Annotated in this window: 16 protein-coding genes; 7 read left to right on the plus strand and 9 right to left on the minus strand. The window is 68.9% G+C overall.

All coding sequences use genetic code 11. The features are described 5' to 3' along the window. Positions 1 to 164 precede the first annotated feature (164 nt). From bmt to ACK8OU_RS15565, 4 genes are all read left to right on the plus strand, one after another. Entirely contained in the window at positions 165 to 1,250 is a 1,086-nt protein-coding gene (gene bmt, locus ACK8OU_RS15550; RefSeq protein ID WP_410304328.1) for a betaine--homocysteine S-methyltransferase, read from the plus strand. A gap of 271 nt (positions 1,251 to 1,521) precedes the next feature. Further along, positions 1,522 to 2,220 (plus strand): corrinoid protein, encoded by a 699-nt coding sequence (locus tag ACK8OU_RS15555; protein ID WP_410304329.1) that lies wholly within the window; start codon positions 1,522 to 1,524, stop codon positions 2,218 to 2,220. A 73-nt stretch (positions 2,221 to 2,293) separates the two neighbouring features. Continuing rightward, a complete protein-coding gene (locus tag ACK8OU_RS15560) occupies positions 2,294 to 2,452 on the plus strand; it encodes a hypothetical protein (protein ID WP_410304330.1) in 159 nt (52 codons plus the stop codon). Positions 2,453 to 2,476: 24 nt separating this feature from the next. Next, on the plus strand, positions 2,477 to 3,127 hold the full coding sequence (locus ACK8OU_RS15565) for a DUF1638 domain-containing protein (RefSeq protein ID WP_410304331.1): 651 nt from the start codon (positions 2,477 to 2,479) through the stop codon (positions 3,125 to 3,127). A gap of 114 nt (positions 3,128 to 3,241) precedes the next feature. Here the strand turns inward: ACK8OU_RS15565 and ACK8OU_RS15570 are convergent, their stop codons facing one another. The 3 genes from ACK8OU_RS15570 to ACK8OU_RS15580 form a co-directional block, all read right to left on the minus strand. Next, positions 3,242 to 3,841, minus strand: coding sequence for an HNH endonuclease (locus ACK8OU_RS15570; RefSeq protein ID WP_410304332.1), 600 nt, complete (start codon positions 3,839 to 3,841; stop codon positions 3,242 to 3,244). A gap of 167 nt (positions 3,842 to 4,008) precedes the next feature. Continuing rightward, positions 4,009 to 4,671: an alpha/beta hydrolase gene (locus tag ACK8OU_RS15575; RefSeq protein ID WP_410304333.1), complete on the minus strand. Its 663-nt coding sequence runs from the start codon at positions 4,669 to 4,671 to the stop codon at positions 4,009 to 4,011. Continuing rightward, on the minus strand, positions 4,668 to 5,300 hold the full coding sequence (locus ACK8OU_RS15580; RefSeq protein ID WP_410304334.1) for a DNA-3-methyladenine glycosylase family protein: 633 nt from the start codon (positions 5,298 to 5,300) through the stop codon (positions 4,668 to 4,670). The genes ACK8OU_RS15575 and ACK8OU_RS15580 overlap by 4 nt, the downstream gene beginning before the upstream one ends. A 64-nt stretch (positions 5,301 to 5,364) precedes the next feature. Between ACK8OU_RS15580 and ACK8OU_RS15585 the strand changes: the two genes are divergently transcribed. After that, on the plus strand, positions 5,365 to 6,609 hold the full coding sequence (locus ACK8OU_RS15585; protein ID WP_410304335.1) for an MFS transporter: 1,245 nt from the start codon (positions 5,365 to 5,367) through the stop codon (positions 6,607 to 6,609). 139 nt (positions 6,610 to 6,748) lie between these two features. On the opposite strand, the gene pgi is transcribed toward ACK8OU_RS15585, so the two are convergent. The 5 genes from pgi to ACK8OU_RS15610 all read right to left on the minus strand — a co-directional run bounded on the left by pgi (position 6,749) and on the right by ACK8OU_RS15610 (position 12,372). Then, entirely contained in the window at positions 6,749 to 8,362 is a 1,614-nt protein-coding gene (gene pgi, locus ACK8OU_RS15590; protein WP_410304336.1) for a glucose-6-phosphate isomerase, read from the minus strand. A gap of 1 nt (position 8,363) precedes the next feature. Further along, entirely contained in the window at positions 8,364 to 9,035 is a 672-nt protein-coding gene (gene pgl, locus ACK8OU_RS15595; protein ID WP_410304337.1) for a 6-phosphogluconolactonase, read from the minus strand. Then, a complete protein-coding gene (gene zwf / locus ACK8OU_RS15600; protein ID WP_410304338.1) occupies positions 9,032 to 10,501 on the minus strand; it encodes a glucose-6-phosphate dehydrogenase in 1,470 nt (489 codons plus the stop codon). Before zwf ends, pgl begins: the two co-directional genes overlap by 4 nt. A gap of 93 nt (positions 10,502 to 10,594) precedes the next feature. Further along, the gene (locus tag ACK8OU_RS15605) at positions 10,595 to 11,137 is read right to left on the minus strand and encodes an RSP_2648 family PIN domain-containing protein (protein ID WP_410304339.1); all 543 of its coding nucleotides are present in this window, start codon (positions 11,135 to 11,137) and stop codon (positions 10,595 to 10,597) included. Next, positions 11,134 to 12,372, minus strand: a complete 1,239-nt coding sequence (locus tag ACK8OU_RS15610) for an RSP_2647 family RNA methyltransferase (RefSeq protein ID WP_410304340.1) — start codon at positions 12,370 to 12,372, stop codon at positions 11,134 to 11,136. The genes ACK8OU_RS15605 and ACK8OU_RS15610 overlap by 4 nt, the downstream gene beginning before the upstream one ends. A gap of 209 nt (positions 12,373 to 12,581) precedes the next feature. Here ACK8OU_RS15610 and edd point away from each other — a divergent pair, with 209 nt between their 5' ends. Next, positions 12,582 to 14,423 (plus strand): phosphogluconate dehydratase, encoded by a 1,842-nt coding sequence (edd, locus tag ACK8OU_RS15615; protein ID WP_410304341.1) that lies wholly within the window; start codon positions 12,582 to 12,584, stop codon positions 14,421 to 14,423. Positions 14,424 to 14,512: 89 nt separating this feature from the next. Beyond that, positions 14,513 to 15,154 (plus strand): bifunctional 4-hydroxy-2-oxoglutarate aldolase/2-dehydro-3-deoxy-phosphogluconate aldolase, encoded by a 642-nt coding sequence (eda, locus tag ACK8OU_RS15620; RefSeq protein ID WP_410304342.1) that lies wholly within the window; start codon positions 14,513 to 14,515, stop codon positions 15,152 to 15,154. On the opposite strand, the gene ACK8OU_RS15625 is transcribed toward eda, so the two are convergent. Then, positions 15,151 to 15,408, minus strand: a complete 258-nt coding sequence (locus ACK8OU_RS15625) for a hypothetical protein (protein WP_410304343.1) — start codon at positions 15,406 to 15,408, stop codon at positions 15,151 to 15,153. The genes eda and ACK8OU_RS15625 overlap by 4 nt on opposite strands. Positions 15,409 to 15,413 lie beyond the last annotated feature (5 nt).

Below are 15,413 nucleotides of genomic sequence, written 5' to 3' on the forward strand. Positions count from 1 at the left end.
GACCCGCTTGCGCGCCGCAGTCCCGCTGTGGCGCGTTTTTCATGGGCGCGCGGCTTGTCTGCGGCGCCGCCCGCGCACAGGCCGGGCAGAAGCGATTTGCCAACCGCCCCACGCCATGGCACAGCTGATCCAACGCCCCTCGCCCAAGAGTGAAAGGCCCGACCATGCCCGACGCCCCCCAGACGCCCGCCCGGACGCCCGCCCGGACACCGGCGCCGGCACAGCCCCCCACCACCCCCGCCAATGCCCTCAGCCGGCTGTTGCAAACCCGCGACTGGCTGATGGCCGATGGCGCGACGGGGACCAACCTGTTCAACATGGGGCTTGCCTCGGGCGAGCCGCCCGAGCTTTGGAACGTCGATCACCCCGACCGCATCCGCAACCTATATCGTGGCGCGGTCGAGGCGGGGGCGGACATCTTCCTGACCAATTCCTTCGGGGCCAATGCCAGCCGGCTGAGGCTGCACAACGCCCAGGGCCGCGTAGCCGGGCTGAACCGCCGCGCCGCCGAACTGGGCCGCGAGATCGCCGACGCAGCAGGCCGCCCGGTGGTCGTGGCGGGTTCGATGGGCCCCACGGGCGACATCTTCGCGCCAATGGGCACGCTGACCCATGACCTCGCGGTCGAGATGTTCCATGAACAGGCCGAGGCGCTCAAGGCCGGCGGGGCCGATGTGCTGTGGGTGGAAACGATCTCGGCCCCCGAGGAATTCCGCGCCGCCGCCGAAGCCGCGCGGCTGGCCGCGATGCCCTGGTGCGGCACCATGAGCTTCGACACCGCCGGCCGCACCATGATGGGCGTGACCTCGGCCCAGCTGGCGGCCCTGGTCGAGAAATTGCCCAACCCGCCCATCGCCTATGGCGCCAATTGCGGCGTCGGCGCCCCGGACCTGCTGCGCACCGTGCTGGGCTTTGGCGCCGCGGGCAGCGAACGCCCGGTGATCGCCAAGGGCAATGCCGGCATCCCGAAATATCACGACGGCCATATTCACTACGATGGCACGCCCGAACTGATGGCCGATTATGCGGTGCTGGCGCGCGATGCGGGCGCCACGATCATCGGCGGCTGCTGCGGCACCATGCCGGTGCATCTGCGCGCCATGCGCGCGGCGCTGGAAACCCGCCCGCGCGGCCCCCGCCCCACACTGGAGGCGATTTCGGCGCGGCTCGGCCCGTTTTCCTCCAGCTCGGACGGCACCGGCGGGGATGAGGGCGCCGCGCGCGAACGGCGCGGCCGGCGCCGCAACTGACCGGTCGCGCGCCCGGCGCGGCGGATGCCTCCGGCGGGAGTATTCGGGCCAAGAAGAAGCCAGCCGCCAGAACCCGGGGCTGCGGCTTCTTCTTGGCAAAAATACTCGGACCACACAGGCCAGCGGCGCAGCGCCGGGGCAATTGCACAGGGCCAACCGCGATCCCCGTACCCGCCTGTCGGAACCGAAGGGGCGCATGTCGCAATCCGCCAACCCGGCCGCACGCTTTGCCCCCATCAAGAAGGCAAGCGACCCGCCAGGAGACAGCGCAATGGCCGAAGACGACGACATCATCCTTTCGGAACTGGATGACGAAGAGCTTGTGCTTCAGATGATGGACGACCTCTACGACGGCATGAAGGAAGAGATCGAGGAGGCCGTTCAGATCCTGCTCGACCGCGGCTGGACACCCTATGACGTCCTGACCAAGGCGCTGGTGGCAGGCATGACCATTGTCGGCAATGACTTTCGCGACGGCATCCTGTTCGTGCCCGAGGTGCTGCTGGCCGCCAATGCGATGAAGGGGGGAATGGCGATCCTCAAACCGCTTCTGGTGGAAACCGGCGCCCCGCGCATGGGCAAGATGGTGATCGGCACGGTCAAGGGCGACATCCATGACATCGGCAAGAACCTGGTGGCCATGATGATGGAGGGCGCGGGCTTCGAGGTCGTCGATCTGGGCATCAACAACCCTGCCGAGGCCTATCTGGAGGCCGCGGCACGCGAAGGGGCGGACATCATCGGCATGTCGGCCCTGCTGACCACGACCATGCCTTACATGAAGGTCGTGATCGATACGCTGAAGGAAAGGGGCCTGCGCGAAGATTACATCGTGCTGGTGGGCGGCGCGCCCCTGAACGAGGAATTCGGCCGCGCGATCGGGGCGGATGCCTATTGCCGCGATGCGGCGGTGGCGGTGGAAACCGCCAGGCGGTTCATCGCGCGCAAGCACAACCAGCTGCCGGGCTGAGTTGCGCCCCCCAGATCGGGGCTTTCCCTTCGCCCCCCGCGACCCCATATTGGACAGGATGAAGGAGGGTCGCATGCCACTACCCCGTTTCCTGACACTCATCGCGCTGGTCACATTCGGTGCCGCGCTGACCGTGTGGCTGGCGGCGGGGGCCGGCGTTCCCCTGCCCCTGCTTGGGCTGATCGCGCTTCTGGGCGCCGGGCTGGTCCGGCTGATGATGCGGGCCCAATAGCCCCCGAACACGACAGGAGGCGCCATGCCCAAGACGCCAGCCGCCCTGCCCGATGACGAAACCCTTGTCCGGCACGGGCTTGCGGCGCGGGGCGGGGCAAGGGTGCTGCTGATCGCCTGTGGCGCGCTGGCCCGGGAAATCCTGGCGCTGCGCAAGGCCAACGGCTGGGATCACCTGGACCTGACCTGCCTGCCGGCCAACCTGCACCTGTGGCCCGGTCGTATCCCCGATGCGGTGGCCCGGGCCGTGCGGCGCCACCGCGCCGATTACGAACGCATCTTCGTCGTCTATGCCGATTGCGGCACCGGCGGTTTGCTGCAGGCGCGCTGCGCGGAACTGGGCGTCGAGATGGTGGCGGGGCCGCATTGCTATGCCTTCTTCGACGGCACGGCCCGGTTCGCGGCCCAGGCCGGGACAGAGTTCACCGCCTTCTACCTGACCGATTTCCTGGTGCGTCAGTTCGACGCCTTCGTCTGGCGCCCGATGGGGCTGGATCGCCACCCCGAACTGCGCGACAGCTATTTCGCGCATTACGACCGGCTGATCTATCTTGCCCAGACCGACGCGCCCGATCTTGACGCGCTGGCGCAAGACGCGGCGGCGCGGCTTGGCTTGCGCTATGAGCGGCGTTTTACCGGCTACGGCGATCTGGCCGACGCGCTTGCGCAGGCCTGACCGGGCGCGGACGGCGGGCGCGGAAGCCTCCGGCGGAGGTATTTGGGGCAAGATGAAAGGAATGGCGCAAAGGTCTTGCGGCTTCTTCTTGGCAAAAATACTCAGGAACCGCGTTCAGGCCTCCAGCTCGGCATCCCAGTAGAGAAAATCCAGCCAGCTTTCGTGCAGGTGGCCGGGCGGGAACCGGCGACCGACGCTACGCATATCCTCAGGCGTGGGGGCGCGCGGTGTGCGGCGCAGCGCAAGGCCCGACTCGCGCAGCGACTTGTTGGCCTTTTTCAGGTTGCACGGTGCGCAGGCCGCGACGACATTATCCCAGCTGGTGACCCCGCCGCGCGAGCGGGGAATGACGTGGTCGAAGGTCAGATCGCTTTTCGATCCGCAGTACTGGCAACGGAATTCGTCGCGCAGAAAAAGATTGAAGCGCGTGAAGGCCACGCGCTTCCTGGGTTTGACGAATTCCTTGAGCACCACGACCGAGGGGATGCGTATCGCCGCGCGTTGGCTTCGCACCGATGTATCATATTCCGCCAGGATGCCGACCCGGTCGAGACAGACCGCCCTGATCGTTTCCTGCCAGGGCCAGAGCGAAAGCGGATAGTAGGACAGCGGGCGGTAATCGGCATTCAGCACAAGCGCGGGATACTGGCGCAGACTGGCGGGTTCGCGCACGAACCGGCTTCGAAAATCCGATCCCTTGATCTGGTCCAGCATGAAAGATACCACCCTCGCCCTGACTGCCCGATCCGGCGGCCCGGGCGGGGAACCCGCCCCTGCCTGCACGCATACTACATCTTGCCCTTTTCTTCTGGCAAGACCGCGATATGCGATCCCGGACACACAAAGGTCTGGCAAGGGCGGGTGACGCCCGTGTGACACGATCAGCCGGGAAGGCGGTCCTTAAGGAAGGCCAGCGCCACCGAAAGCCCGTCGGGCGCGATGCCGTGGCCGGTGCCCTTCATGACATGGCCATAGGTTTCAAAACCGGCCTGCACCAGCGCATCACCCGCGATGCCCATGTCGGCGAAGGGTACCATCGGATCGGCATCGCCATGCACCAGCAGCACCGGCGGCTTGCAGCGCGCCTCGGCCGCCAGCCGGTCGGGATTCAGCAGCCGGCCGGAAAAGGCCACCAGCCCCGCAACGGAATCGGCGCGGCGCGGCAGCACCTGCAGCGCCATCATCGTGCCTTGCGAAAAGCCGACCACGGCCAGCTGGCGGGGGGCCAGCCCCTCGTCTTCGAGAACGGCATCGAAAAAGGCGTTCAGATCGGCCTCGGCACGCGCCATGCCTTCGGCCGCGACCGCCTCGGACGAGCCGTCCAGCCAGGGGATCGGGAACCATTGCCGCCCGAAGGGATTGCCCGCGCAGGGTTCGGGTGCATCGGGGGCCAGGAACAGCGTGTCGGGCAGATGCGGCGCCAGCGGATCGGCCAGGCCCAGCAGGTCCGCCCCATCCGCGCCATAGCCGTGCAGGAACACCACCGCCGATTTCACCAGCCCCGATTTCGGCGCCTTGCGCCCCGCCTGCAACACCCGCGTCATGACTGAACCCCCTCGCGCGATTTCCTGTGTGCGTAGTAGGCCCAGAGCGCGCGGGCCGCAACCGCCCGCCAGGGGGACCAGTCCGCCGCCATCGCCGCGAAGGCCCGGGGCCGCGGCCGGTCGGGCAGATCGAACAGCATTCGCGCAGCTTCGGCCAGGGCCAGGTCGTCGGGGGCAAAGACATCGGCGCGGCCCAGGGCAAAGATCAGATACATCTCGACCGTCCAGCGCCCGATACCGGGCAGCGGCAACAGCGCCTCGGTCACCGCGGCATCGGGCAGGTTGCGCAACGCGGGAAAGTCGATGTCCGCACGCGCCAGCGCCTGCAGATAACGTACCTTCTGGCGCGACAGGCCGCAGGCGCGCAGATCATCTTCCTGCGCGGGCGCAAGTGCGCAGGCGTCACCATAGCCCGCCGCGATCAGCCGGGCGCGAATCGCATCCGCCGCCCTGACCGAGACCTGCTGGCCGATGATCGCATCGCGCAGTGCCGCAAAGCCATCGGCGCGCCGGCGCAGTGGCAAGGGGCCGGCAATATCCAGCACATGGGCAAAGCGCGGCTCGGCCCGGGCCAGCCAGGCCGCGCCCTCGGCGATGTCGTCGCTGGTTTCGATGATCCGTCCCACCATGGCCCCACCCTGCCCGATTGTCGCACCGCTTGCCAGCGCCTTCCGCCCCGGCTAGGGCTGATCCATGACCGAAACTTCCGCCCCCCCGCATCCCGAATCCCCCGTCTCTGACGCGCGCGCGCGGCGCAATGTGGCCGTGCTTGTGCTGGCCCAGGCGCTGCTTGGGTCGCAAATGTCGATGATCTTCATCGTCGGCGGGCTGGCGGGGCAGTCGCTGGCCTCGAACCCCTGTTTCGCCACGCTGCCGCTGTCGCTGATCATCCTCGGGTCGGTGCTGAGCGCGCAGCCGCTGTCGGAATTCATGTCCCGCCACGGGCGGCGCGCCGGTTTCATCCTGGCCACGGCCGCAGGCGCGCTGGGGGCCGCGATCGCGGCGCGGGCGCTGTATGTCGGGTCGTTCCCGCTGTTCATGGCGGGGTCGTTCCTGACCGGCATCTACATGTCGGCGCAGGGGTTCTATCGCTTTGCCGCGACCGACACCGCAAGCCCCGCATTCCAGCCCAAGGCGATTTCCTATGTGATGGCGGGCGGGCTGGCGGCGGCGGTCATCGGGCCGCAGCTGGTCAAGGCGACCAGCCAGGCGATGGTGGTGCCCTTCATGGCGACCTATCTGGCGATCATCGCGCTGAATGCGCTGGGGCCGGTGCTGTTTGCCTTTCTGGACATTCCCGCACCGGGCGGGCGGGCGAAGGGGGCCGCGCATCCGGGCCGCAGCCGGCGCGAATTGCTGCGCGATCCGGTGATCGCGGTGGCGATGATCTGCGGGATGGTGTCCTATGCGCTGATGAACCTGGTGATGACCTCGACGCCGCTGGCGGTCGTGGGCTGCGGGTTCGAACAGGCGGACGCGGCCAATATCGTTTCGGCCCATGTGCTGGCGATGTATCTGCCGTCCTTCTTCACCGGCCATCTGATCGCGCGTTTCGGGCGCGAGGTGATCGTGGGGCTGGGCCTGCTGATCCTAGCCGGATCAGGGGCGGTCGCGCTGTCGGGCGTGGATCTGGAGCAGTTCTACATCGCGCTGATCCTGCTGGGCGTTGGCTGGAACTTTGGCTTCATCGGGGCCACCGCGATGCTGGCCTCGGCCCATGCGCCCGAAGAACGCGGCCATGTGCAGGGGATCAACGATTTCGTGGTTTTCGGCGGGGTGTTCCTGGCCTCGCTGTCGTCGGGCGGGTTGATGAACTGCACCTCGGGCGGCAATCCGCAGGCGGGCTGGGAAGCGGTGAACCTGGCGATGCTGCCTTTCCTGGTGCTGGCGGGGGGCGCGCTGATCTGGCTGATGCTGCGCCCCGGGGACAGCCGCTGAGGGGCTGACAGGCGGCTTTGGCGCCGGATTCGGATTGGCGCAGGGGGGCGCTGCCCCCCTCTTGGCGCGGGCGCGCCAATTCACCCCCCGAGGTATTTAAGGCAAGATGAATGGGGACAGGCGGGCAGCGCGGGGCGACTCAGCCCTGCGCCAGCGCGCGGATGCGGGCGGCCAGATGCAGGGTCGATGCGTCCTTGCCCGCGCCCGCGCTGGTGCCTGCCAGCACCGGGGCCAGGGTCAGCGCAAGGTCCTTGCCCAGTTCCACCCCCCATTGGTCAAAGCTGTTGAGGCCAAGGATCACCCCTTCCACGAAAACGCGGTGTTCGTAGAGCGCCAGGATGCCGCCCAGCACCTCGGGCGTGAGCCGGGGATAGAGCAGCGTCGTCGAGGGCCGCGAGCCGGGAAAGACCCGGTGGCGCGCCTGACGTTCCAGTTCGGCCCCTGTCAGCCCGCGGGCGGCCATCAGGGCGCGCGCCTGATCCAGCGAGCGGCCACGCATCAACGCCTCGGATTGCGCCAGGCAATTGGCGATCAGCAGGCGGTGGTGATGGGCCAGATCGGGTTCATGGCCAGTGGCCGCGATCAGGAATTCGCAGGGCACCACCCGCGTGCCCTGATGGATCAGCTGGTAGAAGGCATGCTGACCGTTGGTGCCGGGCTCACCCCAGACCACGGGGCCGGAATGATGGGCCAGATCGCTGCCGTCCATCGCCACGCGCTTGCCGTTGCTTTCCATCTCAAGCTGTTGAAGATAGGCGGGCAGACGTGCAAGCCGCTGGTCGTAGGGCAGCACCGCACGCGTGGCGTGGCCGCAGATCTGGTTGTGCCAGATCCCCACCAGCGCCAGCAATACAGGCAGATTCTGCGCCAGGGGGGCCTGGCGGAAATGCGCATCCATCGCCGCGGCGCCGGCCAGAAAGCGGTCGAAAGCCGCGGGGCCGATCGCGATCATCAGCGACAGCCCGATCGGCCCCCAGACCGAATAGCGCCCGCCCACCCAGTCGTCGAAGCCAAAGACGCGCGCGGGGTCGATGCCATAGGCCGACGTGCGGTCGGTAGCCGATGAGAGCGCCGCGAATTGCGCGGCGGGGTCAGCCACGCGCGCGCCCATCCAGCGCCGCACGGTATCGGCATTGGTCATGGTTTCAACGGTGGTGAAGGTCTTGGAGGCCACGATGACCAGCGTCGTTTCCGGGTTCAGCCCCTTCAGCGTGTCATGCACATGCGCGCCATCGACATTCGAGACGAAATGACAGCGCGGCCCGTCATGACAGGGTGCCAGCGCCTGCACCGCCATCGCGGGGCCCAGGTCGGACCCGCCGATACCGATGTTGACCACATCGGTGATCGTCCCGCCCTGCCCCGCAAACCGCCCCTGCCGGACATCATGCGCGAAGCGGGCCATGCGGGCATGGGTGGCGCGCAGCGCCGGCGTCACGTCCTGGCCATTCACCTGCACCGGCCTGTCCCGATTGCGCAGCGCGGTGTGCAGGACGGCCCGGCCCTCGGTCTCATTGATCAGGGCGCCGGAAAACATCGCCTCGCGCCGCGCGGCAACGCCCGCAGCCTCGGCCAGCGCCAGCAGCAGCGCGCGCGCGGGGGCATCGATCGCGGTCTTGGAATAATCGAACAGAAAGCCGCAGGCCTCGGCGCTGAAATCCAGGGCGCGGTCGGGGTATTCGTCGAAAAGCTGCAGGATCGGGCGGTCGGCGGTGGCCCTGGCGTGGCGGGAAAGGTCGTCCCAGATCGTCATGTCATTCGGCCCAGTGGATGGTGGCAGTCTTCAGAACGGCACGGATCGGCGCCTGTTCGGGGGGCAGACCGGCGGCAGCCTCGATCGCGGCGCGTTTTTCGGCCCCGGTAATCAGCACATGGACGTGCATCGCATCGGCCAGGACCGGCGCGGTCAGCGTCACGCGCGGTTCAGGTGCTTCGGGGGCGCGCAGGGCCATCAGGATCGGGGCGTCGGGGGCCAGAGCCCCGGCCAGGCGGTCGGCACCGGGGAAAAGGCTTGCGGTATGCATGTCCGCGCCCATGCCCAGCACCAGCACGGTGATCGGCAGATGCGGCGCGATGGCGGCGGCCAGATCGTCGATCCGGTCCTCGGGGCGGGGCGCGGGGGCGTAAAGCGGCAGCAGGGTCGCCCCGGCCGCGTGCCCGCGCAACAGACGTTCGCGCACAAGCCGGGTGTTGGACCGCGCCGAGGTTTCGGGCACCCAGCGTTCATCGTTCAGCACGACGGCGACATTGGCCCAGTCCAGATCGACCGCCGACAGAAGGTCGAAGACCGGGCCCGGCGTGGTGCCGCCCGGCACCGACAGCGTGGCCCGCCCGCGGGCGCGCAGCGCCGCGCCCAGCTCGGCCGCGATCCGGTCGGCCAGCGCGATCATCATCAGGTCGCGGTCGGGATAGGCGATCAGGTTCATTCGCGGATCTCCCGCCAGCGGCGCCCGTCGCGATGCATCAGCATCAGCGCGTCTTCGGGGCCGGAACTGCCCGCGTCATAGGGCTGGGGCCGGTCGCCGCGCGCTTCCCATCCGGCGATGACCGGGTCGGTCCAGGCCCAGGCGGCCTCGACCTCGTCGCCGCGCATGAACAGCGTCTGGTTGCCGCGGATCACATCCATGATCAGCCGTTCATAGGCGTCGGGGATATCGGCGCCGTCATCGCCCAGCGCCTCGGCGAAGGACATGTCCAGCGGCACCTGCACCAGACGCATGCCCCCCGGCCCCGGTTCCTTGATCATCACCTTGAGGTTCATCCCCTCATTGGGTTGCAGGCGGATCACCAGCACGTTTTCGCGCCAGTCGCCCGCATCGTCAAAGATGGAATGCGGCGGTTCCTTGAAGGTGATCGCGATTTCACTGGTGCGCGCGCGCAGCCGCTTGCCGGTGCGCAGATAGAAGGGCGTGCCCTTCCAGCGCCAGTTCGCCACATGCACCTTCATCGCGATATAGCTTTCGGTGCGCGATCCGGGGTTTTCGGCATCCGCAAGATAGCCCGGCTGCGGCGCGCAGCCCTTGCCCGAAACGCCCAGATACTGGCCGCGCACGATATCCTGCGGATCGACGGGGTCCAGCGCGCGGATCACCTTGAGCTTTTCATCGCGCACCGCGTCCGGGTCGAAATGATAGGGCGGTTCCATCGCGATCAGGCACAGAAGCTGCATCATGTGGTTCTGCACCATGTCGCGCATCGCGCCCGCGCGGTCGTAATAGGCCCCGCGCCCGGCCACGCCCACGGTTTCGGCCACGGTGATCTGGACGTGGTCGATGTATTGCGCGTTCCACAAAGGTTCGAACAGCATGTTGGCAAAGCGCACCGCCATCAGGTTCTGCACCGTTTCCTTGCCCAGATAATGGTCGATCCGGTAGATCTGATGTTCGTCGAAATGTTCGGCCAGCGTCGCGTTCAGCACCCGCGCCGTGGCCAGATCGCGTCCAAAGGGCTTTTCCACCACGATGCGCGCCTGATCGCCGGCGATGTCATGGGCATGCAGCCGTTCGGCCAGATCCCCGAACAGCCCCGGCGCGACCGAGAAATAGAAGGCATGCACCCGCCCCGGCGTCACAAGCGCCTTCAGCGCCACCCATCCGGCGGTGCCGCGGGCATCGATCGCGACATAATCAAGCAGCGCCAGAAACCCCTCGATCTGATCGGGGTGGTGCTTGGCGGGATCGACGAATTCCTCGATCACGTCGCGGACCAGGGCGCGGAAGGCGGCCGCCTCCATCCGGGTGCGGGCCGCGCCGATGATGGCCGCGCCCTGGGGGATCTGGCCTGCGACGAAGCGCCGATACAGCCCCGGCAGGATCTTGCGGCGCGCCAGATCGCCGGTGGCGCCAAAGATCACAAGGTCGAAGGGATCGACGGGGATGACGCGCGAAACCATGAAACGCTCCGTTGTTGGCGCTGGCGGCAAGGCCCGCCGGCGGTGTGCCGCCAGCGCAGGTCCATGCTTATCACCCCCGCGCGGCACTGGCCACTACCCCGCCAGCGCCTTGCCCAGCCTTGGCAGACGCGCGCGCTTCATCAGCGCGCGGATCGGCTGATCCTCGCCCGAAAGCCGTTCGGCCTCGGCGCGCACCGCCTCGGCACAGGCGGCGACGGTGCCGGGGTGATGCGACCACAGCTGCCACAGAAAGCTGTCGGGATCGCGCCGGTCCAGCCCCTCGCCCGCCAGAACGCCGCGCGGGAAATCGGCGGCGTTGAAGGTAAGGATCGCATCGGCATGGCCCGCGATGGCGCTGGCCAGAACGTGGATGTCGTTCTGATCTGGCAGATGCAGCCGCGATTCCAGCCCCGGCTGGGGCGCGATGCAGGCGGCGGGAAATTCGGCGCGCAGGGCTGCGATCTGGCCACGCGCGATCGCCTCATCCCCCGGGCCAAAGCGGCGCGCGGCGCGGGCCCATTCCTCAAGGATGCGGTCCGACCACAGCGGACGATACAGCCCCGCCCGCGCCACGCCGATCAGCACCTCACGCAGGACGGTGGGAAACAGGACGCAGGCGTCCAGAACCACCTTCATCCGTCCAGCCGGAAGAACAGCGCCTTGAGATAGCCCGATTCCGCCAGCTGCGGCAGCATCGGATGGTCCGGTCCGGCAAAGCCCGTGTGCAACAGCTGGCTGCGCCGCCCGCCCCGGCCGATGCCGCGCGCGCTGGCATTGCGGAACTGCGCAAGATCGGCGGCATGCGAACACGAACACAGGCCCAGATAGCCCCCCGGCGCCACCAGCGGCGCGGCCAGACGCGCCACCCGTTCATAGGCCCGCAACCCCGCCTGCAGCGCCTGTTTCGACGGCGCGAAAGCCGGCGGATCGCAAATCACCAGATCGAACCGGGCGCCTTCGGTGGCCAGCGCCTCCATCACGGCAAAGGCATCGCCCTGGCGCGTGGCAAAGCGCGCCTCGGCCCCCATCGCCTGCGCGCCCCGTTCGGCCAGCGCCAGCGCAGCGGCCGAACCATCAACCGCCAGCGCAGACCCCGCGCCCCCCGCCAGCGCCGCAAGGCCAAAGCCCCCGACATGGGAAAACACGTCCAACACCCGCGCGCCCCCCCGCGCCAGCCGCGCGGCAAAGGCATGGTTGGGGCGCTGGTCAAAGAACAACCCCGTCTTTTGCCCGCCCAGAATGTCGGCCATATAGGTCGCGCCATTCATCGGCACCGCGACCGGGCCATCCACCGCGCCGCGCAGGACGACCGTTTCCTCGGGCAGGCCCTCCAGGCCCCGGGCCCGGCCCGCACCGTTCTTGACAATGGTGGTGACGCCCGTCACCCCGGCCAGGGCCGCGGCCAGATCGTCGATCATCGCCTCGGCCCAGGCGGCATTGGGCTGAATCACCGCCGCCGCGCCAAAACGGTCGATGATGACACCGGGCAGGCCATCGGCCTCGGCATGGACCAGCCGGTAGAAGGGCGCGTCGAACACCTGCGCGCGCAGGTCCTGCGCCCGGGCGATCCGCCCGGCGATCCAGGCCCGGTCGATCACCGCGTCGGGATCGCGGTCCAGAACGCGGGCGATGATCTTCGAGCGGGGATTGACCGTGACCGTGGCCAGCGCGCGCCGGTCCGCATCCTCAAGCCGGGCGATGGTGCCGGGGGGCAGTCCTTGCGTGCGCCGGTCTGTCACCAGTTCATCGCCATAAACCCAGGGAAAGCCATGCCGGATGGGGCGCGCCTCGACCTTGGGGCGCAGCCGCACGGTGGCACGGGCATCGGGGCCCCGGGCATCGGGGGCGGCGTGGGCGGCATCGTCGGACATGGGGAACCTGCGGGTCTGGGGTTTCGCCGCCCCCTCTAACGCGAAGCGGACCCGCGCGAAAGCCCCGCCCCGCGCCGAAAGCCGCCGGGCGGTGGATTTCGCCGCTGCCCCGCGCTATCCCTTGCCAACCGCCGCCTGCCGCGCCACGCTTGTGGTGTTATCGCTAACGATCCATAATGCACCTATCCGCCCCCCGCCCCGAGGCCCGCATGACCCTGAACCCGACCATCGCCCGCATCACCGACCGCATCCGCGCCCGGTCGCACGCGACGCGATCGGACTATCTGGCCCGCATCCGCGCGGCCACGGCCGCAGGCCCGGCCCGGGCGCATCTGTCCTGCGGCAACCAGGCCCATGCCTATGCCGCGATGGGGCCGGACAAGACGCCCCTGGCCGAAGGACGCGCGCCCAACATCGGCATCGTCACGGCCTATAACGACATGCTCTCGGCACATCAGCCCTATGAGGATTACCCCCGCCTGATCAAGGACGCGCTGCGCGACATCGGCGCCACCGCCCAGGTCGCGGGCGGGGTTCCGGCGATGTGCGACGGCGTCACGCAAGGCCAGCCGGGGATGGAACTGTCGCTGTTTTCCCGCGACGTCATCGCACTGGCGGCAGGCATCGCGCTGAGCCACAACACCTTTGACGCGACGCTGTATCTGGGCGTTTGCGACAAGATCGTGCCGGGGCTGGTGATCGCGGCGGCCACCTTCGGCCACCTGCCGGCGGTGTTCCTGCCCGCGGGGCCCATGACCAGCGGCCTGCCCAATGACGAAAAGGCAAAGGTGCGCCAGCAATTCGCCACCGGCGAAGTCGGACGCGCGACGCTGATGGCGGCGGAAATGGCCAGCTATCACGGGCCGGGCACCTGCACCTTCTACGGCACCGCGAACACCAACCAGATGCTGATGGAATTCATGGGCCTGCACCTGCCTGGCGCCAGCTTTGTCAACCCCGGCACGCCGCTGCGCGCGGCGCTGACCATCGCCGGCGCGCGCCGCGCAGCCCAGATCACCGCGCTTGGCAACGAGGCCCGCCCCGCAGGCGAAATCCTGGATGAGCGCGCCTTCGTCAACGGGCTGGTCGGGCTGATGGCGACGGGGGGATCAACCAACCTTGTGCTGCACCTGCCTGCCATGGCGCGCGCCGCAGGCATCGTGCTGGACCTGGAAGATTTCGACGCGATCTCGGATGTCGTGCCGCTGATGGCCAAGGTCTATCCCAACGGCCTGGCCGACGTGAACCATTTCCATGCCGCGGGCGGGCTGCAATTCATGATCCGCGACCTGCTGGGCGCCGGCCTTCTGCACGAAGACGTGCGCACCGTGGCCGGCGACGGCCTGTCCCGCTATACCGCCGAACCCCGGCTGACCGACGGCGCGCTGATCTGGCAGGACGGCGCCACGACCAGCCACAACGACCGCATCCTGCGTCCCGCCGCCACCCCGTTCCAGCCCAGCGGCGGCCTGCGCCAACTGTCGGGCAACCTCGGGCGCGCGGTGATCAAGACCTCTGCCGTTGCCCCGGAATTTCACCGGATCGAGGCCCCCGCCCGCATCTTCCACGACCAGGCCGGGGTCAAGGCCGCCTTCCAGCGCGGCGAATTCACCGCCGACACCGTTGTCGTGGTCCGCTTTCAGGGTCCGCGCGCCAATGGCATGCCCGAACTGCACGCGCTGACCCCGGTGCTGTCGGTGCTGCAGAACCGGGGCCTGCGCGTGGCGCTGGTCACGGACGGGCGGATGTCGGGCGCCAGCGGCAAGGTTCCGGCCGCGATCCATGTCAGCCCCGAGGCGGCCGAGGCCGGGCCTCTGGCGCGCCTGCGCGACGGCGACCTGATCCGGCTCGACGCCGCGGCGGGCCTGCTGGAATGCCTGGCCCCCGATTTCGACACCCGCCCCCCGGCAACGCCAGACCTGTCCACCAATGCCCATGGCCTTGGGCGCGAACTGTTCGAAACCTTCCGCCGCACCGTCGGCCCCGCCACCACCGGCGCGTCCGTGATCTGCGCCGCGCCGCCTCCGGCGGAGGTATTTCAAGCAAGGTGAACCCCCGGCCCCTTCTTCTTGGCCCGAATACTCCCGCCGGAGGCTTCCGAACCCGCCGCCCGCACGCGGCCAAAGCAGGAGACCCGCCCGTGACCCCCGCCGATCAATCCCTTGCCACGCGCCGGATCTGCGCGCTGGCCCCCGTCGTCCCGGTGATCGTGATCCGCGATGCCACGCAGGCCGTACCGATGGCGCGCGCGCTGGTCGCGGGCGGGCTGCCCGCGCTGGAGGTCACGTTGCGCACCCCCGCCGCGCTGGAGGCGATCCGCGCCATGACCGGGGTTGAAGGCGCGGTGGTCGGCGCGGGCACCTTGCTGACGCCGGCGGATGTGAAGGCAGCCAAGGCAGCGGGCGCGACCTTCGGGGTGTCGCCCGGCGCGACCGAACGTCTGCTGCGCGCCTGCGAGGATGAGGGGCTGCCGCTTTTGCCCGGCGCGGCCACCGCGACCGAGGTGATGGCGCTGCTGGAACGCGGCTACACGGCGCTGAAGTTCTTTCCGGCCGCGGTGGCGGGCGGGGCGGCGGCGGTGGCGGCGATCGGCGCGCCGATCCCGCAGGTGGGGTTCTGTCCGACCGGCGGCATCAGCCTGCAAAATGCGCGGGATTACCTGGACTTGCCGAACGTTCTTTGTGTCGGCGGCAGCTGGGTCGCGCCTGATCGGCTGACCGCTGCGGGCGATTGGGCGGGCATCACGGCGCTGGCGCGCGAGGCGGCGGCGCTGCGCGGCTAGCCCCGGCGCGCCGCGCGCCCGCCGCGCCGGGTCGGCTTTGCCTGCGCGCGCGTCAGCCCTTCGGTCAGGACCGCGGTCATCGGATGGCGCATGTGCCCCGCGCCGTGGCGGACCAGAACGGCGCGCATCGCCTCGGCCGCATCCACGCCCGGCGCCAGGCTGAGCGCCCAGTCCAGAAAGATCGACCGGCATTCGGCCAGGCCGATCCCCTCGATCCGATAGCTTTCGCGGATAAGCCCCTTGGGGTCTGCCATGCCCG

This window comes from Pontitalea aquivivens, from assembly GCF_046507575.1.
Taxonomy (GTDB): Bacteria; Pseudomonadota; Alphaproteobacteria; order Rhodobacterales; family Rhodobacteraceae; genus Pontitalea; species Pontitalea aquivivens.